This window comes from Stenotrophomonas sp. PUT21 (assembly GCF_052232875.1).
Classification (GTDB): Bacteria; Pseudomonadota; Gammaproteobacteria; order Xanthomonadales; family Xanthomonadaceae; genus Stenotrophomonas; species Stenotrophomonas maltophilia_N.
Genome location: NZ_CP197645.1, coordinates 1,955,811 through 1,978,160 on the forward strand (window position 1 = coordinate 1,955,811; position 22,350 = coordinate 1,978,160).

The window sequence follows — 22,350 nt, forward strand, 5'->3', positions numbered from 1 at the left end:
GCACCGACCTCACGTGCCGGCCTCGGCCAGCCGCACGCGCAGCTTCTCGACGATATCCTGTTCGCTCATTGCATAGCCGTAGACATCCTGCAGCTGGCCGTCAGCACCGAGCAGGAACCACGACGCGGTGTGTTCGAAGGTCGCCATGTCCCCTTCGCCGACGCGCCGATAACTAACACCCAGGCTCTCGGCGATGGCACGGGTACCGGCCTCGTCGCCGGCCAGGCCCAGGAACGTCGTATCGAAGGCCGCCAGGTACTGGCGCAGGTGCTCGGGCGTATCGCGCTGTGGGTCGACGGTGACGAAGGCCACCTGCAGCCGCTCTGCCGCGGGGCCCAGCAGCCGTTTGATCTGCACCGCCTTGACCAGGCTCAGCGGGCACACCTCGGGGCAATGGGTGAAGCCGAAGAACAGCAGCGTCGGCGTGCCCTGCAGGTCGCGGATCGCAAGCGTACGTCCGTCGCTGCTCTCCAGCTTGACCGCCCCGAGTGCCGCCTGGCCCATCACCGGCGCTTGGCCATCGGCGCAACCGGCCAGCAGCGCCACCGTCACGATGCCCGCGGCGACCCAGCGCCTCACTTCGCCGCTCCGTGCAGCGCCAGGCCATCGCGCACGCTGAAGTCCACCACCTGCGGTGCACTGCGGGCGAAGCGGAGCGTGACCCGCACCGTCTGCCCGGCCGACAACGGCCGCCGCGGCTTGAGCAGCATCAGGTGATAGCCACCGGGCTGAAGCGCAACGGTCTGGCCCTCCGGCACGGCCAGGCCATCGGGCAGCGCCTGCATGCGCATCACTTCACCGTCCATGCGCATGGCATGGATCTGCACCTCGGCAAACGCCGGGGACGCGGCCGACAGCAGCCGGTCCTCACCGCCGCCGTTGTGCAGCTGCACGTATCCGGCGGCTACAGTCGCCGCCGGCGGTGGCAGGCGCACCCAGGGATCGCTGACCGACACCGTTGCCGCGGTGTGGGCCTGCGGGGCCGCAGCCACCACCGGCATCACGGGAGAGGACAGCAGCAGCCCGGCCAGCAGGGCTGCGCAGGATGACCGGCTCATGGCGTGCCCGACATCTGCATCGGCATCATGTTGAGGTTGGCGTTGTGCATCACCCATAGCGAACCGGCCACCACGATGGCGATCAGGAACGCGGTGCACAGGAAGATGCCGGTGTTCTCGCGCTGGCTGCGCCCTGCCCCGATATGCAGGAACAGCACCAGCTGGGCGACCAGCTGGACCACGCACAGCACCACGATGGCGGTCAGCCGCAGCGGCTGCGGGACCAGATCGGTCATGACCACGCCGAACGAGGCGCCGGTCAGGACCAGGCACAGCAGCAGGCCGAGGATGTAGCCCTTCAGGGTGGCGTGGCCGCCACCGTGTTCGGCATCAGGCGCGTTCGCGCTCATACAAACTCCCTCAGGTAGACGAAGGTGAACACACAGATCCAGATCAGATCCAGGAAGTGCCAGAACAGGCTCAGGCACGCCAGGCGGCGGCGCACGATGCCGTCCAGGCCGAACTTCAGCACCTGGTGGATCATGATCGCCAGCCACAGGAGGCCAAAGGTGACGTGCAGGCCGTGGGTGGCCACCAGCGTGAAGTACGCCGAGAGGTAGGCACTCACATCCGGCGTTGCGCCTTCGTGGATCAGCTCGGCGAACTCATACAGCTCCATGCCGATGAAGACCGCACCGAGCACGCCGGTCACGGCCAGCCAGCCCACCACCTGGTTGCGCTTGCCCGCCTGCATGCCGAGCATCGCCAGGCCGAAGGTGAAGCTGCTGAGCAGCAGCACCACCGTTTCGGAGAGCACGAAACCGAGCTTGAACAGTTCCTTGCCGCTGGGGCCGTCGGCCGTTCCGTTGAGCAGCACGCCGAAGGTGGCGAACAGCACCGCGAAGATCAGGCAGTCGCCCATCAGGTACATCCAGAACCCGACGACGGTCTTGTTGCCATCGTCGTGGTGCTCATGGGCGTGGTCGTGATGACCGACCGCGAGCTGCCCGTGCTGCGTGGCAGCGGTCAGGGTATCGCCGCTCATGCCTTGGCTCCTTCCATCTGCGCGAAGTGCGCGTCTTCAATGCGCTTCACCTCGGCGGCGGGCACGTAGTAGTCCACATCACGGTCGTACGAGCGCAGCACGAAGGTCGCGATCACGCCGATCAGGCCGATGCCGGCCAGCACCCACATGTGCCAGACCAGAGCGAAGCACAGCACCAGGCTGAACACCGAGATCACCACGCCGGAGGCGGTGTTGCGCGGCATGTGGATGTCCTCGTAGCTGTCCTGGCGCTGCCAGGCACGGCCGTGCTGCTTGTCGTCCCAATGCTGTTCCAGCGAGGTGATCGCGGGCAGCTTGGCGAAGTTGTAGAACGGCGGCGGCGAAGAGGTGGCCCACTCCAGGCTGCGCGCGTTCCACGGGTCGCCGGTGAGGTCCATGTTGGCCTTGCGGTCACGCACGCTGACATAGAACTGGATGAACATCGCGGCGATGCCGGCTGCGATCACCAGTGCACCGATGGCGGCCACGATCAGCCACGGCTGGTAACCCTCCACGCCGTAGTGGTTCATGCGGCGGGTCATGCCCTTGAAGCCGAGCACGTACAGCGGCATGAAGGCCAGGTAGAAGCCGACCAGCCAGCACCAGAACGAAATCTTGCCCCAGCGCTCGTTGAGGGTGAACCCAAAGGCCTTCGGGAACCAGAAGCTGATGCCGGCCAGGCAGCCGAACACCACGCCACCGATGATCACGTTGTGGAAGTGCGCGATCAGGAACAGGCTGTTGTGCAGCACGAAATCCGCGCCCGGGATCGCCAGCATCACGCCGGTCATGCCGCCCAGGGCGAAGGTGACCATGAAGCCGATCGTCCACATCGTCGAGGAGTGGTAGCGGATCCGCCCGCGGTACATGGTGAACAGCCAGTTGAACAGCTTCACGCCGGTGGGGATCGAGATGATCGAGGTCATGATGCCGAAGAAGGCATTCACGTTCGCGCCCGAGCCCATCGTGAAGAAGTGGTGCAGCCACACGAAGAACGACAGGATGCCGATCGAGGAGGTCGCATAGACCATCGAGCGGTAGCCGAACAGCGGCTTGCCCGAGAACGTGGCAATGATCTCCGAGAACGCACCGAAGCACGGCAGGATCAGCACGTAGACTTCCGGGTGCCCCCAGATCCAGATCAGGTTGACGTACATCATGGCGTTGCCGCCGGCGTCATTGGTGAAGAAGTGCATCCCGAAATAGCGGTCCATGGTCAGCAGCGCCAGGGTCGCGGTCAGCACCGGGAAGATCGCCACGATCAGGATGTTGGTGATCAGCGCGGTCCAGGTGAACACCGGCATCTTCATCAGGTCCATGCCCGGTGCACGCATCTTGAGGATGGTGACGATGAAGTTCAGGCCGGTCAGCGTGGTGCCGATGCCGGAGACCTGCAGTGACCAGATGTAATAGTCCACGCCCACCGTGGGGCTGTACTCGATTCCGGACAGCGGCGGATACGCTACCCAGCCGGTCGCAGCGAAATCGCCGACGAACATCGACAGCATCACCAGCACCGCGCCCACCGCCGACAGCCAGAAGCTGAGCGAGTTGACGAACGGGAAGGCGACGTCGCGCGCGCCGATCTGCAGCGGCACCACGATGTTCATCAGCCCCACGATGAGCGGCGTGGCCACGAAGAAGATCATGATCACGCCATGCGCGGTGAAGATCTGGTCGTAGTGCTCCGGCGGCAGGTAGCCGGCACTGTCGTTGGCGGCGATGGCGTGCTGGGCCCGCATCATCAGCGCATCGGCGAAGCCGCGCACCAGCATGACCAGGGCCAGGATGATGTACATCACGCCGATCTTCTTGTGGTCCACCGAGGTGATCCACTCGGTCCAGATGTAGCCCCACTTCTTGTAATAGGTGATGGCCGCGACGATCGCCACGCCCAGCAGCAGCGAGCCCACCAATGCCGACATGATGATCGGGTCGTGGTAGGGAATCGCTTCGAGGTTCAACTTTCCAAGCACAATCAGTTCTCCGCGGTACGGCTGGCAGACGCGGCCAGGCTTACGAGTTGGGATGTCGCGCCGGGTTCTTCGCCGGGCAGGCAGATTTCGTCGTCGGGCATGCCGCCGTAGCGGCGCAGGATGCTGTCGAACAGGCCGGTATCCACGCTGGCGAAGCGCTGCATCGGCGCGCCGTGGGTCGGCTTCTCCAGCTCGGCCAGGCGGGCCTGGTCCAGATGGACGGCGGTGCCGCGCGACTGCGCCAGCCACTGGTCGAAGTCCGCGGCCGTCACCACCCGCGCATCGAACTTCATGTCCGAGAAGCCCGAGCCGCTGTACGCCGAAGACATGCCGGCGTAGGTGCCCGGCGTATGCCCGATCAGGTGCAGGCGGGTCTGCATCGCCGGCATGGTGTAGACCATGCTGCCCAGCTGGGGCACGAAGAAGGCATTCATCATCGATTCGGAGGTCAGCTTGAACGCGACCGGCGTATCGACCGGCATCACCAGCTCATTGACCGTGGCCACATTGTGGTCCGGGTAGATGAACAGCCACTTCCAGTTGAGCGAGACCACTTCCACGCGCAGCGCGGGCGTATCCGATTCGATCGGGCGGTAGGGATCCAGCGCGTGGGTGCTCTTCCAGATCAGCACGCCGAGCACGACCACGATCAGGCACGGAATCGTCCACACCACCACTTCGATGGCGGTGGAGTGCGACCAGTTGGGTGCGTAAGTGGCCTTCTTGTTGGACTCGCGGTAGTGCCAGGCGAAGTACAGGGTGAGGATGATCACCGGGATGACCACCAGCAGCATCAGGCCGGTGCAGACCAGGATCAGCTGCATTTCCTGCTCGGCGATGCTGCCCATGGGGTTGAACAGCTCCAGGTTCTTGCACCCGGTGAGCAGTGGCAGCAGCGCTGCCAGGCCGAACCAGCGTCCGGCGCGGGCTCGACCGGCCAGCGTGGCGCGGCGAGCGGAATGTGTAGCGGGGTTCATGCGTGACGGCCCTTCCAACGCAGTGCCGGGCCGGGCGGCCCGGATCATGAAAAGTGGCGAACACCCCCCTGCATGACCGATATGCATGGGGGGTGCCCGCCGCAGCCGCGTACGTTAGGCAACGACATGATCCATACATGATGCGACACACTGTCGCAGCCGCTCTGTCCGGCGCGGGTACCATGCGCGCATGGAATGGAGCCCCCTGATCGCCGACGGCCACGGGCCGGTGTACCTGCGCATCGTGCGGGCCCTGGAGCGGGCGGTCTGGTCAGGTGCGCTTCGCCCCGGCCAACGCCTGCCCGCACAGCGCGCGCTGGCCACTGAACTCGGCGTGGACCTGACCACGATCACCCGTGCCTTCACCGAGGCCCGCAAGCGCGGGCTGATCGATGCGCGCGGCCCGCTGGGTTCGTTCGTTGCGCCGCCGCAGGTGGAGCTCACCCAGTTGGTGGACCTGAGCATGAACCTGCCGCCCAGCCCCGACGGCGGCCAGGTGGCGGACATGTTGCAGCGTGGCCTGTCATCGGTGCTCAGCCGCAGCGACGTCGGCAACCTGATGACCTATCACGTGGGTGGCGGAAGCCGGGCGGATCATCGGGCCGCGCAACAATGGCTCAAGCCGATCCTTGGTAAGGTCGATGCCGACACATTGATCGTCACGGAAGGCGCGCAGGCCGCGCTGTCGGCCCTGCTGCTGGCCTTGACCGATGCCGGTGACACGATTCTGTGCGAGCCGCTGGTCTACCCCGGCCTGCTGCACGCGGCGCGGGTGCTGCAGCGGCGCCTTCAGGTGGTCGAGTGCGACGAACACGGGATGCGCCCGGATGCGCTGGCGCGCGCCGCGAAAAAACAGGGCGCGCGCGTGGTCTATCTCAACCCGACCGCACAGAACCCCACCGCCCACACGGTGCCGGCGGCGCGCCGCGAGGCACTGGCCGAGGTGATCCGCGCGCAGGACCTGCAGTTGATCGAAGACGATCCCTACTGGCTGCTGCTGGACGATGCCCCTGCCCCGCTCGCCCTGCTGGCGCCACGGCACACCTGTTACATCTCCACGCTGTCCAAATGCCTGAGCCCCGGGCTGCACACCGGGTTCGTGCGCCTGCCCGAGGGCATGGACCGGCAGCCGGTGCTGGGCGCGCTGCGGGCGGTCAACCTGATGGCGCCGCCGCTGATGAATGCCCTGGTGACGCAGCTGATCCTGGACGGCTCGGCGCAGGCGATGCTGAAACTGGTGCAGGAAGAGGCCGCCGAGCGCCGCTATCTGGCGCGGTCGGCGTTGTCGCCCCGGTTCCTGCAGCACTGCGCGGGTGTGCATGCCTGGTGCCGTCTTCCCGCACACTGGACCGATGCCAGCCTGACCCACGCCGCGCGCCTGCAGGGCCTGGGCATCGCACCGTCTTCAGCGTTCACGCCTGAAGGTGTGGCGATCAACGATGCGGTGCGGATTTCATTGGGCGCGGCCGCCCATCGGCAGGAACTGCATCGGGCGCTGCGCCAGCTGGATCAGCTGATGCATGTAGCGGCGACAGAACACCCCGGCTGGACGGTCTGACCCCAGCCTTGCGGCCCGCTCAGCCGGAAACGGCTTTGGCCTGCTTCCAGACCGCTTCAAACTGGCTGGCGGTGATGGCGTCATCCGAATCCAGATCCAGCCAGGACAGCGGCTGATCGGACAGCGGGAAGCGCTCGTCGGCCTGCCCCGACGTGTCGGCCCAGACCAGCACGCTGCGGTAGCTCTCGACCTGCCGGACGATCACATCGCCCTGGGCCTCGAGGTAAATGGTGCCGTTGCCGATCTCGGATTCCGCGGGGTGCTTGTAGTGTTTCCGGGTCGTGCTCATGGCGGTTCGGGATCTGGCGGTAAAAGGGGCCGGGGAATATACCCTGATCCTGCGCCGTTGGCCGACAGCCTGCGCCTGGAACCGATAGTGCCGGGCTGCTGGGCGGCTGCCGATGATGCCAACGCACACCCGAGTAGACGACCGGTCTAATTCGGCGTAGAGTGCGTCGCATGAACACGGCCACCACCTCTCCGAGCACCGACGTCCGCGACACGATCCTGGCCACGGGCCAGCGGATCATGGGCGCGAAGGGCTTTTCAGCGGTGGGCCTGAATGAGGTGCTGACCGCAGCGGGCGTGCCCAAGGGCTCGTTCTACCACTACTTCGCCTCCAAGGAAGCTTTCGGCGAGGCGCTGCTGGCGGACTACTTCACCGCCTATCTCGCCGACATGGACCGCCTCTTCCGCCAGCCTGGCCAGACCAAAGCGCAGCAGTTGGACGCCTACTTCAGCGCCTGGCAGGAGAGCCAGTCGTTCGAGGACTGTCAGGGCAAGTGCCTGGCGGTGAAGCTGGGCGCGGAGGTGGCGGACCTGTCGGCCAGCATGCGCGCCGCGTTGAAGCACGGCACCGCCGGGATCATCGATCGCCTTGCGCGGGCGCTGCAAGCCGGCGCCGAGGATGGCTCGCTCTCGTTCACCGGCACGCCGGAAGCACTCGCGCAGAGCCTGTATCAGCTTTGGCTGGGCGCCAGCATCATGGTCAAGATCGTGCGCAACGCCCAACCCTTCGACACCGCGCTGCATACCACCCGGCAGTTGCTCCACCCTTCGCGCTGACGCGCGGAAGACCACCGGCACGCCAGCCCGGCGTGCCTTTTTCACAGCCCGTTACTAGACGACCGGTCTACTGTTAATCCCCACCCTCTGGAGTCTCCCATGAAAGTCCTCATCGTTCTGACCTCCCACGACCAGCTCGGCAGCACTGGCAAGAAGACCGGCTTCTGGCTGGAAGAGCTGGCCGCGCCCTACTACACCTTCAAGGATGCGGGCGCCGAGATCGTACTGGCCTCGCCCAAGGGCGGGCAGCCGCCGCTGGATCCCAAGAGCAACGAACCCGACTTCAAGACCGACGCCACCCGCCGCTTCGAGGCGGACGCGGAGGCCAACGCGCAGCTGGCCAACACCGTGCGGCTGGACAGCGTTTCGCAGGCCGACTTCGATACCGTGTTCTATCCCGGCGGCCACGGCCCGCTGTGGGACCTGGCTCAAGACACGCATTCCATCGCGCTGATCGAAGCCTTCATCACCGCCGGCAAGCCGGTGGCCCTGGTCTGCCACGCGCCGGGCGTGCTGCGTGACGTCAAGACGGCCGAGGGCGCCCCGCTGGTGCAGGGCAGGAAGGTCACCGGCTTCACCAATACTGAAGAAGACGCCGTCGGCCTGACCGAGGTAGTGCCGTTCCTGGTGGAGGACATGCTCAAGGCCGCGGGCGGCCACTACTCCAAGGGACCGGACTGGGGCTCGTACGTGGTCAGCGATGGCTTGCTGATCACGGGCCAGAATCCGGCGTCCTCTTCAGAGGCCGCGGCGGTGCTGGTGCGGACGCTGGCCTCCAACAAGAACTGACCCGCCCCGCGCCGGGTCAACCCGCGACCCGTACCGGCGGTGGCGTCCAGCTGCCGTCGGTCACCGCGGGCTGCGGCCAATAGGCACGGATGTACAGCGAAAACGCTTCGCCTTCGGGTGCCGGCAGCCAGTTCGCCTTCTGCACGGGATCACTGGGTGCGTCGGCCTGCACGTAGATCGTCAGCGAGCCGTCGGGATTGGCGATCAAGGTCTTGTTCTTGGTCCCGACCGAATAGCGCTCGATCGCGTTGGGCGAAAAGAAGTGATGCTGGTTGTAGAGCGTCAGCGACCAGAAGCCCTGCACCGGCGGCAGCTGCCCGGCCGGGAAGGTCACCGTGTAGCGGCTGGATCCCTCCAGCCGCTGCCCGGCATCATCGAGGTCCTGATAGAAGTACTTCGTCTCGTTCGGCTTGTTCACGAAGATATTGGATTTGGCCACGGCGGTGCGGGTGTAGTAATCCGTGCCGAACGCCGCGCCATTGCGCTGCGTGGTCCAGTGGTGCGGCAGCGGCAGGCCGTAGTTGCGGAACTGCAGCAGCGGACCGACCAGGTCTTCTTCGGCCTTGCCCACTTCATCGGTCATCGCACGCTTGAGCTCGGGGTTCTGGCGTGCTGCCTCGACCACTGCCCGCAGCTCGGCATACAGGGCCTGCTCACCCGGCAATGGGCTGGCATCGTCCAGCACCAGCGGAAGCTCATCGACGAAGGTGGCAGGGATGACCCATTGCGCTTCGCCGCCGCTGTTGCCCTGGCTCTCGTCCGCCGGGAACCTGGCCACCCGGGCCCAATCGCGCTGCTTGGGCGTGCCGTCGAAGGCCGACAAGGGATACATGTCGATCTGGTTGATCAACGGCAGGATCGCCTGCCGGTCCTGCGGGGTATCGTCCAAGAACACGCGCGGAATGACGAAACCGGTCTTGCTGCTGGAACGGAACACCCGGGTGATGCCGGCGGGAACGTCGCCGTGCCAGTCCGGGCCCACCAGCAGGTAGAAGCCAGGTGCCGTACCGTACATCTTGCCGATATCGGCGAAGCTGTCGCTGCGCAGGTCGACCACCTGGTAGACCCAGAAGCGCTCGCCGAAATCCGGCACCTGCAGGACCACCGGCTCCACATCCAGGCCGATGCTGCCGGCACCGTAGACCACGTCCTGGTTGGGGCACGCCACCATCCGCTCCTGCGGACCGATGTAATCGCTGAGCATGCACACATGATTCAGTGGCGCCACCGGCACGAAGCCACCCATCAGGCCCGGCTCGGGCAGATCCTTGAACTTCAGCCGCCGGTTGTAGATGTTGACCATCGGCCACGCCCAGAAATAGGCGTTGCGCGCGACCATCCGCACATACGCTTCAGTCAGCCGGGTCCCCTTGACCGGACCCGCTATCTCGACCTGCGTGGACGTGTGCGCGACGTTGTGCATGGTGTCAGCTCCGAGTGGCCAGGGAGGCCTTGGGAGACTGATCCTCGCCGTGGCCGGTCCTGCGCACCAGCGAACATCTGCGTGGGCGGTCTCAGTAAAACTACTGCCGCTGCTGCGTGCGGTGCCGTCACCGCAGCCACCAGCGACGGCAGAATCGTCAGAAAATGCCTGGTGCACATGGGTGGCCCTCTGGGCAGGCATGCAGGATCGCGTGCTCAACGCGTTGCGGGAAATCCGGCCTCGGCCAGTGCGGCAAGAAACGCCTCCGGCCCGTGGGCGCTGCCCACACGCACTTCGCGCGCCGGCGGATCGGTCTCGATGCGCGCGTCCGGATCGACGCTCTGCAGGGCCTTGGTGACCGAGCGCGCGCAGCCGCCGCAGGTCATGGTGGGGATGCTGAAACGATGCATGGCGACCTCGCCGTGGTGGGTGTAAGCCCACTGTCAGGGATGACAACGTGGCAAGGTCAAGCCCTTGTTGTGGTGCGCCGCCGGGTCGATCAGGACCGTGGCTTGCCGGGCGCGCGCCCGCGCGAGGACACCGGCGTATCGGCCCCGAACAGCGGCGTCTTGCGCGGCTTCGTGGCCGATGCGGTCTCCGCCGGTGCGGCCACGGGCTGGGCCAGGTCGGCGATGATCGGGCAATCCGGCCGGTCGTTGCCGTGGCAGTGCGCGGCCAGATGCTCCAGCGTCTGCACCATCGCCTGCAGCTCGGCGATCTTCGCCTTCAGCCCGCCCACGTGCGACAGCGCCACCGCCTTGACGTCGGCACTGGCACGCTCGCGGTCCTGCCACAGCACCAGCAGTTCGCCGATCTGTTCGACGGAAAAGCCGAGATCACGCGCGCGGCGGATGAAGCGCAGGCTGTGCGCGTCCTGCGGGCTGTAATGCCGGTAGCCGGCCTCCGAGCGCGCGGCCGGGGGGATCAGGCCGATCTGCTCGTAGTAGCGGATCATCTTCGCCGACACACCCGAGAACGTCGCGGCTTCACCAATGTTCATCGTACGGTCCTCATCGCGCCTTCCTCCACGCCGGAGCCCAGCGTATCGGCCTGCATCGGTGCATGGAAGCGCTTGAGCCGCAGCGCGTTGCCGAGCACGAACACACTGGACAATGCCATCGCCGCGGCGGCGAAGATCGGCGAGAGCAGCGTGCCGTTCACCGGGTACAGCAGACCCGCCGCGACCGGAATCAGCACCGCGTTGTAGGCGAAGGCCCAGAACAGGTTCTGTTTGATGTTGCGGATCGTCGCCTGGCTCAGCGCGATCGCGTTGGGCACGCCGCGCAGATCGCCGGACATCAGCACCACATCGGCGGCTTCGATCGCCACGTCCGTGCCGGTGCCGATCGCCAGCCCCACATCGGCCTCGGCCAGCGCCGGTGCGTCGTTGATGCCGTCCCCAACGAACGCCACCTTCGCGCCGCCCGCGCGGAAACGCTTGAGCGCGGCGACCTTGCCATCGGGCAGCACCTCGGCGGCCACTTCATCGATGCCCAGCTGGCGCGCGATCGCGGCCGCCGTGGCCGCGTTGTCACCGGTGATCATCGCCACCTTCAGGCCCAACGCGTGCAGGGCCTGGATCGCCGCGGGGGTGCTTTCCTTGATCGGGTCGGCTACGGCGATCACCGCCGCCAGGCGACCATCGATGGCGGCATACAGCGGGCTCCTGCCCTGCTCGCCCAGCCGCTGCGCGGTGGGCCGGAAGGCGCTCACATCCAGACCCAGCCGGGTCATGTAGCGGTCCGCGCCCACGGCCACGGTGCGGCCACCGACCTGCGCGGACACACCGAAGCCGGGCACCGCCTCGAAGCGCTCGAGGGTCGCCAGTGCAAGCCCACGCGTTTTGGCGGCAGCCACGATGGCCTCGGCGATGGGATGCTCCGAGCGGGTTTCCACCGCAGCGACCAGCGCCAGCACTTCATCGGCCTGGAAACCGTCGGCCGGCTCCAGGTCGGTCAGTTCGGGGCGGCCCTTGGTCAGCGTGCCGGTCTTGTCCAGCGCGATCACACTCACATCGCGCAGGGCCTGCAGCGCTTCACCCTTGCGGAACAGCACGCCCAGCTCGGCCGCGCGGCCGGTGCCGACCATGATCGAGGTCGGCGTGGCCAGGCCCATCGCGCAGGGGCAGGCAATGATCAGCACTGCCACGGCGTTGACCAGCGCAAAGGTCAGCGCCGGCGCCGGGCCGAACACCAGCCAGACCAGGAAGGTCAGCGCAGCGGCGGCCATCACCGCCGGCACGAACCACATGGTGACCTTGTCGACCAGCGCCTGGATCGGCAGCTTGGAGCCCTGGGCCTGCTCGACCAGACGGATGATCTGCGCCAGCACCGTGTCCCCGCCCACCTTGGTGACGCGGAAACTGAAGGCACCGGTGGTGTTGAGCGTACCGCCCACAACTTCCGCGCCCACGGCCTTGGCCACCGGCACCGGCTCACCGGTGATCATGCTTTCGTCGACATAGGAGGAACCCTCCACCACCGCGCCATCGACCGGCACCTTCTCGCCGGGACGGACCAGCACGATGTCGCCCAAGGTGACCTGCTCAAGGGGCACTTCGACGGTCTCACCACCGCGCTGCACGCGCGCGGTCCGCGCCTGCAGCCCCACCAGCCGCTTGATCGCCTGCGAGGTACGGCCCTTGGCCCGCGCCTCGAGCGTGCGCCCAAGCAGGATCAGGGTCACGATGACGACCGCCGCTTCGAAGTAGACATTCGCCGTGCCCGGCGGCAATACGCCTGGCGCGAAGGTCGCGACCACGGAATAGCCATAGGCTGCCGCGGTACCGAGCGAGACCAGCGAGTTCATGTCGGGGGCGCCGCGCAGCAGTGCCGGCACGCCCTTGCGGAAGAAGCGCAGGCCCGGCCCGAACAGCACCAGCGTGGCCAGCGCGAACTGCAGGTACCAGCTGGTCTGCAATCCGACGGTATGCATCACCCAGTGGTGCATGGCCGGAACGAGGTGCGAGCCCATTTCCAGAATGAAGACCGGCAGGGTCAGCAGCGCCGCCAGCAGCAGGGAGCGGCGCAGCGCGCGTGCTTCGCCTTCGCGGCGTTCCTCCTCCTGGTCACCGGCCGCGGCCGTGCTCACGCTGACCGGGCGCGCGGTGTAGCCGGCGTTCTCCACGGCGGCCTGCAGATCGGCGACGGACACCGTGCCGGCCAGATGGCGCACCTGCGCCCGCTCGGTGGCCAGGTTGACGCTGGCGGCGATCACGCCCGGCAGCTGCGCAAGACTCTTTTCCACGCGACCGACGCAGGACGCACACGTCATCCCCTCGATGCTCAGCTCGGTGGTCTCTTCGCGGACGTTGTAGCCCGCGCTTTCGATGGCGCGCACCGCAGCCTGCGGGTCGGGCGCGCCGATGAAGCTGAGATCGGCCCGCTCGGTGGCAAGGTTGACCGAGGCGCTCTGCACGCCGGGGACGGCGGTCAGCGCACGCTCCACACGGCCCACGCAGGAGGCGCAGGTCATGCCCTCGATGGGCAGACTCAGGCGGCTGATCGGCGCGCCGGACCGGGAAGCAACAGAAGACATGGGGCAGTCCTTGGGGTGAGGTTACCTGCCACCCTAAAGATTCCCATCATGGGAAGGTCAAGCCCCTCTTAACGGGGACGGAGGGGATTATTAATCCCCTCCGTCCCCGTTAAATAGCCTTACGGCTGGGCCGCGGTGCCGTCGCGGGTTACCCGCCAGATCGTGTTGGAGAGATCGTCGGCAACAATCAGCGCGCCGCGCGGATCGACGGTGACGCCCACCGGGCGGCCGCGGGTCTTGCCGTCTTCGCCGAAGAAGCCGGTCACGAAATCGATCGGCTCGCCGGCCGGACGGCCGTTGCTGAAGGGCACGAAGACGACCTTGTAGCCCACCGGCGGATTGCGGTTCCAGCTGCCGTGCTCGCCGACGAAGACGCCCTCGGCGAACTGCGTGCCCATCACCGGGGACGAGAAGGCCACGCCCAGTGCCGCCACGTGCGAACCCAGCGCATAGTCCGGTGCGATCGCCGAGGCGACCTTCTCCGGGTTCTGCGGCATCACCCGGCGATCCACGTTCTTGCCCCAGTAGCTGTAGGGCCAGCCATAGAAGCCGCCCTCCTTCACCGAGGTGAGGTAATCGGGCACCAGGTTGGGGCCGATCTCATCGCGCTCGTTGACCACCGCCCACAGCGTGCCGGTGCTCGGCTGGATCGCCAGCGCGGTGGGATTGCGGATGCCGGTGGCGTAATCCTTGTGCGCGCCGGTGACCGCATCGATCTGCCAGATCCGCGCGCGGTCGATCTCCACCGCCATGCCACGTTCGGTGATGTTGCTGTTGGAGCCGATGCCCACATAGAGATAGCGGCCATCGGCGCTGGCGGTCATCGCCTTGGTCCAGTGATGGTTGATCGCCGCAGGCAGGTCGGTCAGCTTCACCGGTGCCCCGCTCGCCTTGGTCTGGCCTTCCTGGTAGTCAAAGCGCACCACCGCGTCCTGGTTGGCCACGAAGATCGCATTGCCGATCATCGCCAGGCCGTACGGCGCGTTGAGCTTGTCGGCGAACACCGTCTTCAGTTCATAGACGCCGTCGCCATCGGCGTCGCGCAGCAGGGTCAGGCGGTTGCCGCTCTTGACCGCAGTATTGCCCTTGGCCTTGATCTTGCCGGCGATGACATCCTTCGGCTTGAGATTCGGCGCACTGCCGCCGCGGCCTTCGGCCACGAGAATGTCGCCGTTGGGCAGCACCAAGGTCTGCCGCGGAATGCCCAGATCGGTGGCGATCGCCGAGATGCGGTAGCCCTTGGGCACGGTGGGAAGCGTGTCGCCCCACTGCGCCGGCTTGGCGATGGTCATGTCCGGCATCAACCCGCGATGCGGCTTGGGCATCTCCGGGTTGCCGCCATACTGCTCCAGCTCGGGCGCCTTGCCGCTGCAGGCAGCGAGTGCGACCGCAAGCGCGGACACCGAAAGAATGCGGAACGTCGTCTGGCGGCTCATCGCACACCCCCCACGCGCAGGCTGGACAGGCCCACCCAGGTGGCGATCAGCGCCAGCACGGTCAGGATCACCGAGAGCACCAGGCCCGCTGGCATCACCGCCCACGCGTCGCGCGCATGGTGCAGGCAGTTGATGAAGCCCACGCCCCAGGTCACCGCCAGAATCACCACGTAAGCGAGCTTGCGACTGCCACGAACCAGACCAACGATCCCGCACAGCAGCGCCAGCGTGGTCATCACCATCGCCCCGATCAGCAGCCAGGACGCGAAGTTGGCCCACTGGATCTCGTACGAACGCCAATACGCGTAGTCCGCCAGCAGTGCGCCGAGGAACAACGGCAGCACGCCGCCCAGTACAGCGGCGTGGAACGGATGGATGACCCACGATCGGGTCAGGACAACGGTCGAAGCCATGCTGGTCTCCTGGTGAGGGGGCGAATCTCTCCCGATCCTGCCATCCCCGGCGTGACGGGGGTGCCGATGGTCCGATGGACTCAGGGATCGGCCAGGTCCCAATACGGCGGCGACCCGATCGCATCGGTCAGGAACGCCGAGACCTCGCGGACCTTGCGCGAGCGCAGCTTGTTTTCCGGTGAGAGCAGCTGCAGGTGCACGCGCTCGGACTGCGGGGAAAACTCCCACTCGCCGAGCAGCTTGACCATGCCGCCACCTTGGAGGGTTTCCGCGTTGAACAGCCAGGTCGGGAACAGCACCACACCGCGCCCGGCGATGGCCGCGGCCAGCAGCGCTTCGGCATTGTTGCTGCGCAGCGGTCCGGTCACGTTCAAGGCCTTGAACGGTGCCTCCGGCGTAGCGCGGAAGTACCACTTCTGGATGCCCAGCTGTCCCTTGTAGACCAGGCACTGATGCTGCAGCAGATCCTCGGGGCGCTGCGGCGTGCCATGCGCGGCCAGATAGGCCGGGCTGGCGGCGAGGATGTTCCGGTGCGGGGCGATGACTTTGCCGATCAGCCCGGAGTCCACCAGCGGCCCGACCCGGATGGTGATGTCCACGCCCTCCTGCACCGGATCGATCAGCGTGTCGGTGAGCGTGAGTTCCACGATCAGCTCGGGGTATCTGGCCTGCAGCGTGTTGACGATATGCGCGATGTGCAGCCGCCCCAGCGATTCGGGCGCGTTGATGCGGATCAGGCCGCGCAGTTCCGCGTCGCGGCCTTCCAGCTGTTCGACCGCTTCATCCAGCAGATCCACGGCATCGCGCACCTGCAGGTGGAACTGCTCGCCGGCTTCGGTCAGCCGCACCGCGCGCGTGCTGCGGTAGAACAACTGCTGCCCCACATCCTGCTCCAGCGCGGCGATGAAGCGCGAGACCGACGAGGCCGGAACGCGGTAGTGCCGCGCCGTGGCCAGGAAGCTGCCGGTGGCGGCGACGGTAAGGAAATAGCGGAGCGCTTTGAGCTGCATGGGGAAGGCCTCGGCATATGAATTGCGATTCCAGCAATAGTTATTTGCCGGATGGCCCGATTGTGACGGATATCGCACGTCCATAGGATGAGGTCAGGCGTCTGGCGTTCCCGCCATGCCCTCCCCCTTCCCCTCTCCCGGACCCACCATGAGCTCTCTGTTCGACACCTTCGACCTCGCCGGCGTGCCGCTGCGCAACCGCGTGGTCATGGCCCCGCTGACACGCGCCCGTGCCCCGCATGACGCCGCCGACGAGCGCACCGCGCTGTATTACGCCCAGCGCGCCACCGCCGGCCTGATCGTCAGCGAAGGCACGCCCATTTCCCGCGAGGGCCAGGGCTACCTGTTCAACCCGGGCATTTTCACCGCCGAGCAGATCGCCGGCTGGCGCCTGACCACCGATTCGGTCCACGCCCTGGGCAGCCGCATGTTCGCGCAGCTCTGGCATGTGGGCCGCGTCTCCCACCCGACCATCCAGGCCGACGCTGCGCGTCCGGTCAGCGCCAGTTCGAAGCTGCCGGTCGGCGCGCAGGCGTTCGGCTATGACGACACCGGCACGCCCGCGCTGGTCGCCTCACCGGCGCCTCGCCAGCTTCAGACCGATGAGATCCCGCGCATCGTGGCCGACTTCGCACAGGCGGCCGCCAATGCCATCGAGGCCGGCTTCGACGGCGTGGAGATCCACGGCGCCAACGGCTACCTGCACGAGCAGTTCATCAACCCGCGGGTGAATGATCGCACCGACGCGTATGGCCCGCAGACGCTCGACAACCGCCTGCGCTTCACGCTGGAGGTGATCGACGCGGTGGTCGCCCGCATCGGCGCGTCGCGCACCGCGATCCGTCTGTCGCCCTATGGCCAGCTGTTCGACATGCCGCTGTACCCGGAGATCGACGCGACCTACACCGCCCTGATCCAGGCCATCGGGCAGCGCGGCCTGGCGTATGTGCACCTGATGGACCAGTCCGGTTTCAAGGTCGGCCAGAAGTCGGTCGATGGCGCGGGCGATACGGGCTTCAGTGGCCTGCTGCGCACGCTCAAGCCGCATCTGCCCGGGACCGCACTCATCCTCGCCGGCGGCATGACCCGCGAGCGCGCCGAGCAGTTGATCGCGGCCGGCCTGATCGATCTGGCCGCATTCGGCGCCGCCTTCATCAGCAATCCGGATCTGGTGGCGCGCCTGCAGCATGGCTGGCCGCTGGCGCCTGCCGATCGCGACACCTTCTACGGTGGCGGCGCGACCGGCTACATCGACTACCCGGCGTACGTTCCCGCGCGCGGGCACGCGACATCGCAGGCCGCTTGATCGAACGGGGCCGGCAATGCCGGCCCTTTTCCTTACCCTTCCCAGCTCACGCCCTTGGGCGCACTGGAAAAGCCCGCGGCACGCAGGGCCTCCATCACTGCATCGCGCTTCACCGCCGCGTCGTTGATCAGTTCCAGCGTGAACGGACTGCGCCGGCCATGCCTCAGCGCACTGGCCAATGCCTGCGCGGCCGCGGCAAGCGACGGATCATCCGGCGCGAGATACACCTGCAGGCTGCGCCCGCCCTGGGCGAGATACATCAGCAGGCGCCCGCCGCCGATCACCACGAACGCGCCGGCCCGCCGCAGCGGACGCTGTCCCGTGCGATCCACCGGCCACGGCAGCACCGTACCGAACGGATTGGCCGGGTCCACCGCGGAGAGACCGACCGCGATCTTGGCAGCCGCCGGCCGCAGCGCCTCGGCAATCCCGCGCAGACGGTCCACCAGCAGGCGGTCAGCGAACTGCGCACCGCCCAGCCCTTCGACGAAGCGCCCGCGCAGCACGCGGCCGGTGTCCTCCATCCCGCGATAGACCTGCTGCAACGCCGGGAAGCCGCCGGCAATCCCTTCCGCGACGGCCGCGCCACGGGTGACGATGCCGTGGCGATCCAGCAGGCCCTCGGCCAGCGCCACCGCACGCACGGTGTCACTCACCGCCTCACGCTGCAGCAGCGACCAGCGGCCGGCCAGCGTCGGGGCGGCGAAGCTGGCGGCGCCCGACGGCGATCCTTCAACGACGGTGGGCGTGTCGTGCATCGGAATGCCGCGGAAGCCCCGGCTGCGCCGCGAGGTCCTGGCCACGCGGGGTCGCGGCGGGCGCGTGCCGGACAGCGCGCGCAGGGGCGCCCACAGGTCGGTGGTGACCTGGCCCGACCAGGCCAGGTCCCAAAGGGCGCTGTGCAACAGCTCCGGGGTGATCTCCGGGCGGGCCGTGCCTGCCTGCTGCCACTGGCCACTCACGGCCACGGCCAGTTGCCGGGCAAAGTAGGCGCCGCCGTCGGCCAGCACCTGCAGGATGCCGGCCTGCAACGAGGAGAGGTCCGCGTTGGCCGGCAGTGCCGGCAAGGTCTCGGCGGCGAACTCCTGCAGGTGCAGCGCGACCAGGCCGTCGTCCTCGCCGATGCGGCCATGGCCTGACCACAGCACCGCGCCGGTCGCGAGCAGCTCATCCAGCAGGCCGGGCGCGTAGTCCACCACCCGCGCGGGCAGGATCTGCTGCTCCCATACCGAGGCGGGCAGTGGCACACCGGCCAGCAGTTCCACCACCCGCGCCACACCGTCGATGCCCTCCAGCGCACTGCGCGCCGGGGTCTGCATGCCGCGCGCGGCCTGGGCGGCATCGGCGATCAGGCCATGCCGTTCCAGCACCAGCAGCGCGTAGGCCTCGCGGGGCACCGGCCGGGTCGCCTCGCGCGCCGCCTGCAGTGAGCGCACCCGCAGCCGCCGGAACACGTCTTCGCTCACCCATTCGTGACGGGCCAAGGGCACCGGTGCCGGCATCGCACCGGCCCCCTCCGACCGCCGGCGGACCACGCCGAACGTGCCTTTCAGCAGCTTGCCCTGCGTCTCCAGCCGGGTCAGCGCGGCATCGGCCACGGCCACGCCCAGCCCGAACGCCGCCGCAGCGTCGGCCGTGGTGAACGGCGGGTGGCTGCGGGCATAGCGCGCCAGCAACTCGTCCAGCGGATCGGCTGCAGGCCGCAGGAACGCAGCCGGTACGTCCGCCGGCACGGCGACAGCCAGCGCATCACGCAGACGTGCGGCATCTTCGATGGCAGCCCACTGCTCGCCCCCGCCGATCAGGATCCGGATCGCGCGGCGCTCGGTCTGCAATGCCTGCAGCAGCGGCAGCGGCTCAGCGTCGATGAGGCGCGCGGCCACCGCAGCCGCCGTGAGCGGGCCCAGTTCGCGCAGGAGATCGGCAACGCCCTCCTTGCCGTTGGCGCGGCGGTCCGGCGCACGGCGCTGCAGCGCCTGGCCCACCTCATCGATCACCACCGGATCCAGCAGTTCACCCAGATCGACCTGGCCGAGCAGATCGCCGAGCAGGCCGCTGTCGAGCGAGAGGACCGACGCGCGGCGCTCGGCCAGCGGCACGTCGGTGCCATACATGAACTCGGCGACGTAGCCGAACAGCAGGTTCGCCGCGAACGGTGACGGCACCTCCGTGGTGACCTCGGCCATCGCCACGCGCCCGTCGGCCAGCCGCTGCATCAACCCGTCCAGTGCGTCCAGATCGTAGACGTCCTGCAGGCATTCGCGCGCGGTTTCGATCAGGATCGGAAATTCGGGGTAGCCCTGCGCGATCCCGAGCAGTTCGCCCGCGCGCAGGCGCTGCTGCCACAGCGGGGAGCGACGGCCCGGCGTACGCCGCGGCAACAACAGCGCACGCGCCGCGCATTCGCGGAAGCGGGCGGCGAACAAGGCCGAGCCACCTACCGCACGGGTCACCTCGCTGCGCAGCCGCTCCGGCTCGAACAGGAACAGCTCTGCCCCGGGCAGGCGGCCGGCAGCGTCGGGCAGCCGCGCGATGATGCCGTCGTCGCTGGCCACCACCGCCGGATCGATGCCCCAGCGCTCGCGGATGCGCGCGGCCATCGCCAGCGCCCACGGGTCATGCACGCGCCGGCCATACGGGGAATGCAGCATCAACCGCCAGTCGCCAGACTCGTCGCGGCAGCGCTCCACCACCAGGGTGCGATCGGTGGGCAGCCGGCCGGTCGCCTCACGCTGTTCGCCCAGCAGGCCGACGATGTTGGCGATCGCGTTGTCGGCCAGCCCATCGGCCTGCAGGCGCGCCCGCAGGGTCAGGGGCACGTCGCCCTCGCCGACCGCCGCTTCCAGCGCGCCGATGAACGCACCGACCGCTTCGCCCAGCTCGGCTGGCCGCCCCACGCCCTCTCCGCGCCAGAACGGCAGCCGCGCCGATCGGCCCGGTGCCGGGGTCACCACCACCTGGTCATGGGTGATCTGTTCGATACGCCACGAGGTCGCGCCGAGGGTGATCACATCGTTGACCCGCGACTCATGGACCATTTCCTCGTCCAGTTCGCCGACCCGACGCGACCCCGCGCGTTCCTCGCCTTCGGGCAGCATCACGCTGAACATGCCGCGGTCGGGAATGGTGCCGCCGCTGGTGACCGCCAGCTGCTTCGCGCCAGGCCGCGCGCTCAGCTCACCGGTCTCACGGTTCCAGACCAGCCGAGGGCGGAACCCGGCGAAATCATCGGACGGGTAACGCCCGGCCAGCATGTCCAGGGTGGCATCGAAAGCGCTGCGCGGCAGCGACCGGTACGGTGCGGCGCGACGCACGCAGGCAAACCACGCCTCCACCTGCAGCGTCTCCATCGCTGCAGCGGCCACGGTCTGCTGGGCCAGCACGTCCAGCGGATTGCGCGGTGGGTCGATCGCCTCGATCTGTCCGGCGAGCATCCGCTCCACCGCGACCGTCGCATCAATCAGATCGCGGCGGGTGCGTGGATAGACCAGGCCGGTGGAGGTGCCGCCCACCTGATGGCTGGCGCGCCCCACCCGCTGCAGCGCGCTGGCAACCGAGGGCGGCGCGGCGACCTGGATGACCAGATCGACCAGGCCCATGTCGATGCCCAGTTCCAGACTGGAGGTGGCGACCACGCAGCGCAGCGCGCCGGATTTGAGCGCCTGTTCGATCTCGCGGCGCTGCTCCTTGGAGACCGAGCCGTGGTGTGAACGTGCGATCAGCGCCTCCGCCCCGGCCGAGCGCGCGGCGGTGCCCCCATTGAAGGAGCCATAGTGCTCGGCAGCCGGGGCCGGCGTTGGCCTCTGCGCGAGGCGCTCGGCATGCAGCTCGTTGAGCCGCGCCGTCAGCTTCTCGGCCACGCCGCGCGAATTGGCGAACACGATGGTGGAGCGCCGCGCCAGCACCTGATCGAGAATGCTGGCCTCCACGTGCGGCCAGATCGACCCCAGCCGCCCGGAGGATGCAGCGCTGTCGGACGCGCCCGGATGTGGCGGCAGGTCGGCCATGTCCTCCACCGGCACCACGATGCGCACGTCCAGCGCCCGTTGCGACGGTGGATGGATCACGCTGACGGGGCGGTCGCCCCCGAGGAACCGCGCGACTTCTTCAACCGGCCGTACCGTGGCCGACAGCCCGATGCGCTGCGCGGGCACCGCCAGCAGGGACTCCAGCCGCTCCAGGCTCAGCGCCAGATGGGTGCCGCGCTTGCTGCCGGCCACCGCATGGATTTCATCGATGATCACGGTATGCACGTCGCGCAGCGTCTCGCGCGCCTGCGAGGTCAACATCAGGAACAACGATTCGGGCGTGGTGATCAGGATGTCGGGCGGGCGCCGGACCAGCCGCGCCCGCTCCGCGGCCGTGGTATCCCCGGTGCGGATCGCCACGGACAGGTTGACCGCCGGATCGCCGCGCCGCTCACGTTCGGCGCTGACCCCCTGCAAGGGAATCTGCAGGTTGCGCTGCACGTCGGCGCCGAGTGCCTTGATCGGCGAGAGGTACAGCACGCGGGTGCCGCGCTTTTTCGGCGGCGCTGGATGGGAGGGCGGAACGCTGGATGGCTCGCCGCTGCGGAACAACTGGTCGATCGCGTGCAGGAACGCCGCCAGGGTCTTGCCCGAACCGGTCGGCGCGATCACCAGCGTGTGCTGGCCGGCGCTGATCGCAGCCCAGGCGTGGTCCTGCGCCGGCGTGGGCGCGGTGAACGCCGCGGTGAACCAGGCGCGCGTGGCCGGGGTGAAGGTGGCCAGTGAGCCGGTGTGGTCGTTCGAGGTGGGCATGGATCCAGAGGTCGTAGGACGCCCGCCCGGCATCGG

At 67.9% G+C, this 22,350-nt stretch carries 19 protein-coding genes; 4 read left to right on the forward strand and 15 right to left on the reverse strand.

What is annotated here, in order from left to right; genetic code table 11:
• Positions 1 to 9 precede the first annotated feature (9 nt).
• From ACTT2I_RS09020 to cyoA, 6 genes are read right to left on the reverse strand one after another with little or no spacing between them, the layout of a single operon-like run.
• The gene (locus tag ACTT2I_RS09020) at positions 10 to 579 is read right to left on the reverse strand and encodes an SCO family protein (protein ID WP_421099883.1); all 570 of its coding nucleotides are present in this window, start codon (positions 577 to 579) and stop codon (positions 10 to 12) included.
• Positions 576 to 1,058 carry a copper chaperone PCu(A)C gene (locus ACTT2I_RS09025; protein ID WP_172407560.1) on the reverse strand — a complete coding sequence of 161 codons (483 nt, stop codon included), beginning with the start codon at positions 1,056 to 1,058 and terminating at the stop codon, positions 576 to 578. The genes ACTT2I_RS09020 and ACTT2I_RS09025 overlap by 4 nt, the downstream gene beginning before the upstream one ends.
• Positions 1,055 to 1,408 (reverse strand): cytochrome o ubiquinol oxidase subunit IV, encoded by a 354-nt coding sequence (gene cyoD, locus ACTT2I_RS09030; protein ID WP_293985056.1) that lies wholly within the window; start codon positions 1,406 to 1,408, stop codon positions 1,055 to 1,057. The genes ACTT2I_RS09025 and cyoD overlap by 4 nt, the downstream gene beginning before the upstream one ends.
• A complete protein-coding gene (gene cyoC / locus ACTT2I_RS09035) occupies positions 1,405 to 2,043 on the reverse strand; it encodes a cytochrome o ubiquinol oxidase subunit III (RefSeq protein WP_088434206.1) in 639 nt (212 codons plus the stop codon). Before cyoC ends, cyoD begins: the two co-directional genes overlap by 4 nt.
• Positions 2,040 to 4,019, reverse strand: a complete 1,980-nt coding sequence (cyoB, locus tag ACTT2I_RS09040) for a cytochrome o ubiquinol oxidase subunit I (RefSeq protein ID WP_421099882.1) — start codon at positions 4,017 to 4,019, stop codon at positions 2,040 to 2,042. The genes cyoC and cyoB overlap by 4 nt, the downstream gene beginning before the upstream one ends.
• Before the next feature lie 2 nt (positions 4,020 to 4,021).
• Positions 4,022 to 4,996 (reverse strand): ubiquinol oxidase subunit II, encoded by a 975-nt coding sequence (cyoA, locus tag ACTT2I_RS09045; RefSeq protein WP_088434204.1) that lies wholly within the window; start codon positions 4,994 to 4,996, stop codon positions 4,022 to 4,024.
• A gap of 190 nt (positions 4,997 to 5,186) precedes the next feature.
• On the opposite strand from cyoA, the gene ACTT2I_RS09050 reads away from it, so the two are divergent.
• On the forward strand, positions 5,187 to 6,554 hold the full coding sequence (locus tag ACTT2I_RS09050; RefSeq protein ID WP_421099881.1) for an aminotransferase-like domain-containing protein: 1,368 nt from the start codon (positions 5,187 to 5,189) through the stop codon (positions 6,552 to 6,554).
• Positions 6,555 to 6,573: 19 nt separating this feature from the next.
• On the opposite strand, the gene ACTT2I_RS09055 is transcribed toward ACTT2I_RS09050, so the two are convergent.
• A complete protein-coding gene (locus ACTT2I_RS09055) occupies positions 6,574 to 6,843 on the reverse strand; it encodes a hypothetical protein (protein WP_088434202.1) in 270 nt (89 codons plus the stop codon).
• Between the two features lie 170 nt (positions 6,844 to 7,013).
• On the opposite strand from ACTT2I_RS09055, the gene ACTT2I_RS09060 reads away from it, so the two are divergent.
• Together ACTT2I_RS09060 and ACTT2I_RS09065 are read left to right on the forward strand one after the other, a co-directional pair.
• On the forward strand, positions 7,014 to 7,619 hold the full coding sequence (locus ACTT2I_RS09060; protein WP_421099880.1) for a TetR/AcrR family transcriptional regulator: 606 nt from the start codon (positions 7,014 to 7,016) through the stop codon (positions 7,617 to 7,619).
• A 99-nt stretch (positions 7,620 to 7,718) separates the two neighbouring features.
• Positions 7,719 to 8,408, forward strand: a complete 690-nt coding sequence (locus ACTT2I_RS09065; protein WP_421099879.1) for a type 1 glutamine amidotransferase domain-containing protein — start codon at positions 7,719 to 7,721, stop codon at positions 8,406 to 8,408.
• A gap of 16 nt (positions 8,409 to 8,424) precedes the next feature.
• On the opposite strand, the gene ACTT2I_RS09070 is transcribed toward ACTT2I_RS09065, so the two are convergent.
• From ACTT2I_RS09070 to ACTT2I_RS09100, 7 genes are all read right to left on the reverse strand, one after another.
• Complete coding sequence (locus tag ACTT2I_RS09070; RefSeq protein WP_088434199.1) at positions 8,425 to 9,831, reverse strand: DUF1254 domain-containing protein; 1,407 nt, start codon at positions 9,829 to 9,831, stop codon at positions 8,425 to 8,427.
• 215 nt (positions 9,832 to 10,046) lie between these two features.
• Positions 10,047 to 10,241, reverse strand: a complete 195-nt coding sequence (locus tag ACTT2I_RS09075; protein ID WP_088434198.1) for a heavy-metal-associated domain-containing protein — start codon at positions 10,239 to 10,241, stop codon at positions 10,047 to 10,049.
• A gap of 89 nt (positions 10,242 to 10,330) precedes the next feature.
• Complete coding sequence (cueR, locus tag ACTT2I_RS09080) at positions 10,331 to 10,831, reverse strand: Cu(I)-responsive transcriptional regulator (protein WP_293985045.1); 501 nt, start codon at positions 10,829 to 10,831, stop codon at positions 10,331 to 10,333.
• Positions 10,828 to 13,368, reverse strand: a complete 2,541-nt coding sequence (locus tag ACTT2I_RS09085) for a heavy metal translocating P-type ATPase (protein WP_421099878.1) — start codon at positions 13,366 to 13,368, stop codon at positions 10,828 to 10,830. The genes cueR and ACTT2I_RS09085 overlap by 4 nt, the downstream gene beginning before the upstream one ends.
• Before the next feature lie 119 nt (positions 13,369 to 13,487).
• Positions 13,488 to 14,804 carry a PQQ-dependent sugar dehydrogenase gene (locus tag ACTT2I_RS09090; RefSeq protein WP_421099877.1) on the reverse strand — a complete coding sequence of 439 codons (1,317 nt, stop codon included), beginning with the start codon at positions 14,802 to 14,804 and terminating at the stop codon, positions 13,488 to 13,490.
• Positions 14,801 to 15,217: a DUF2231 domain-containing protein gene (locus ACTT2I_RS09095; RefSeq protein ID WP_421099876.1), complete on the reverse strand. Its 417-nt coding sequence runs from the start codon at positions 15,215 to 15,217 to the stop codon at positions 14,801 to 14,803. Before ACTT2I_RS09095 ends, ACTT2I_RS09090 begins: the two co-directional genes overlap by 4 nt.
• Before the next feature lie 80 nt (positions 15,218 to 15,297).
• Positions 15,298 to 16,227 (reverse strand): LysR substrate-binding domain-containing protein, encoded by a 930-nt coding sequence (locus ACTT2I_RS09100; protein WP_088434193.1) that lies wholly within the window; start codon positions 16,225 to 16,227, stop codon positions 15,298 to 15,300.
• A gap of 148 nt (positions 16,228 to 16,375) precedes the next feature.
• Between ACTT2I_RS09100 and ACTT2I_RS09105 the strand changes: the two genes are divergently transcribed.
• Positions 16,376 to 17,533, forward strand: a complete 1,158-nt coding sequence (locus ACTT2I_RS09105) for an alkene reductase (protein WP_421099875.1) — start codon at positions 16,376 to 16,378, stop codon at positions 17,531 to 17,533.
• Between the two features lie 32 nt (positions 17,534 to 17,565).
• Here ACTT2I_RS09105 and ACTT2I_RS09110 read toward each other — a convergent pair whose 3' ends face one another.
• Positions 17,566 to 22,314 (reverse strand): ATP-dependent helicase, encoded by a 4,749-nt coding sequence (locus tag ACTT2I_RS09110; protein ID WP_443096834.1) that lies wholly within the window; start codon positions 22,312 to 22,314, stop codon positions 17,566 to 17,568.
• Positions 22,315 to 22,350: the final 36 nt, after the last annotated feature.

Coding starts and splice junctions, on each gene's coding strand:
- cyoA (WP_088434204.1), bottom strand. CDS start 4,996: ATGAACCCCGCTACACATTCCGCTCGCCGCGCCACGCTGGCCGGTCGA.
- ACTT2I_RS09110 (WP_443096834.1), bottom strand. CDS start 22,314: ATGCCCACCTCGAACGACCACACCGGCTCACTGGCCACCTTCACCCCG.
- ACTT2I_RS09065 (WP_421099879.1), top strand. CDS start 7,719: ATGAAAGTCCTCATCGTTCTGACCTCCCACGACCAGCTCGGCAGCACT.
- cyoC (WP_088434206.1), bottom strand. CDS start 2,043: ATGAGCGGCGATACCCTGACCGCTGCCACGCAGCACGGGCAGCTCGCG.
- ACTT2I_RS09050 (WP_421099881.1), top strand. CDS start 5,187: ATGGAATGGAGCCCCCTGATCGCCGACGGCCACGGGCCGGTGTACCTG.
- ACTT2I_RS09075 (WP_088434198.1), bottom strand. CDS start 10,241: ATGCATCGTTTCAGCATCCCCACCATGACCTGCGGCGGCTGCGCGCGC.
- cyoD (WP_293985056.1), bottom strand. CDS start 1,408: ATGAGCGCGAACGCGCCTGATGCCGAACACGGTGGCGGCCACGCCACC.
- cueR (WP_293985045.1), bottom strand. CDS start 10,831: ATGAACATTGGTGAAGCCGCGACGTTCTCGGGTGTGTCGGCGAAGATG.
- ACTT2I_RS09025 (WP_172407560.1), bottom strand. CDS start 1,058: ATGAGCCGGTCATCCTGCGCAGCCCTGCTGGCCGGGCTGCTGCTGTCC.
- ACTT2I_RS09100 (WP_088434193.1), bottom strand. CDS start 16,227: ATGCAGCTCAAAGCGCTCCGCTATTTCCTTACCGTCGCCGCCACCGGC.
- ACTT2I_RS09095 (WP_421099876.1), bottom strand. CDS start 15,217: ATGGCTTCGACCGTTGTCCTGACCCGATCGTGGGTCATCCATCCGTTC.
- ACTT2I_RS09070 (WP_088434199.1), bottom strand. CDS start 9,831: ATGCACAACGTCGCGCACACGTCCACGCAGGTCGAGATAGCGGGTCCG.
- ACTT2I_RS09090 (WP_421099877.1), bottom strand. CDS start 14,804: ATGAGCCGCCAGACGACGTTCCGCATTCTTTCGGTGTCCGCGCTTGCG.
- ACTT2I_RS09105 (WP_421099875.1), top strand. CDS start 16,376: ATGAGCTCTCTGTTCGACACCTTCGACCTCGCCGGCGTGCCGCTGCGC.
- ACTT2I_RS09085 (WP_421099878.1), bottom strand. CDS start 13,368: ATGTCTTCTGTTGCTTCCCGGTCCGGCGCGCCGATCAGCCGCCTGAGT.
- ACTT2I_RS09060 (WP_421099880.1), top strand. CDS start 7,014: ATGAACACGGCCACCACCTCTCCGAGCACCGACGTCCGCGACACGATC.
- ACTT2I_RS09055 (WP_088434202.1), bottom strand. CDS start 6,843: ATGAGCACGACCCGGAAACACTACAAGCACCCCGCGGAATCCGAGATC.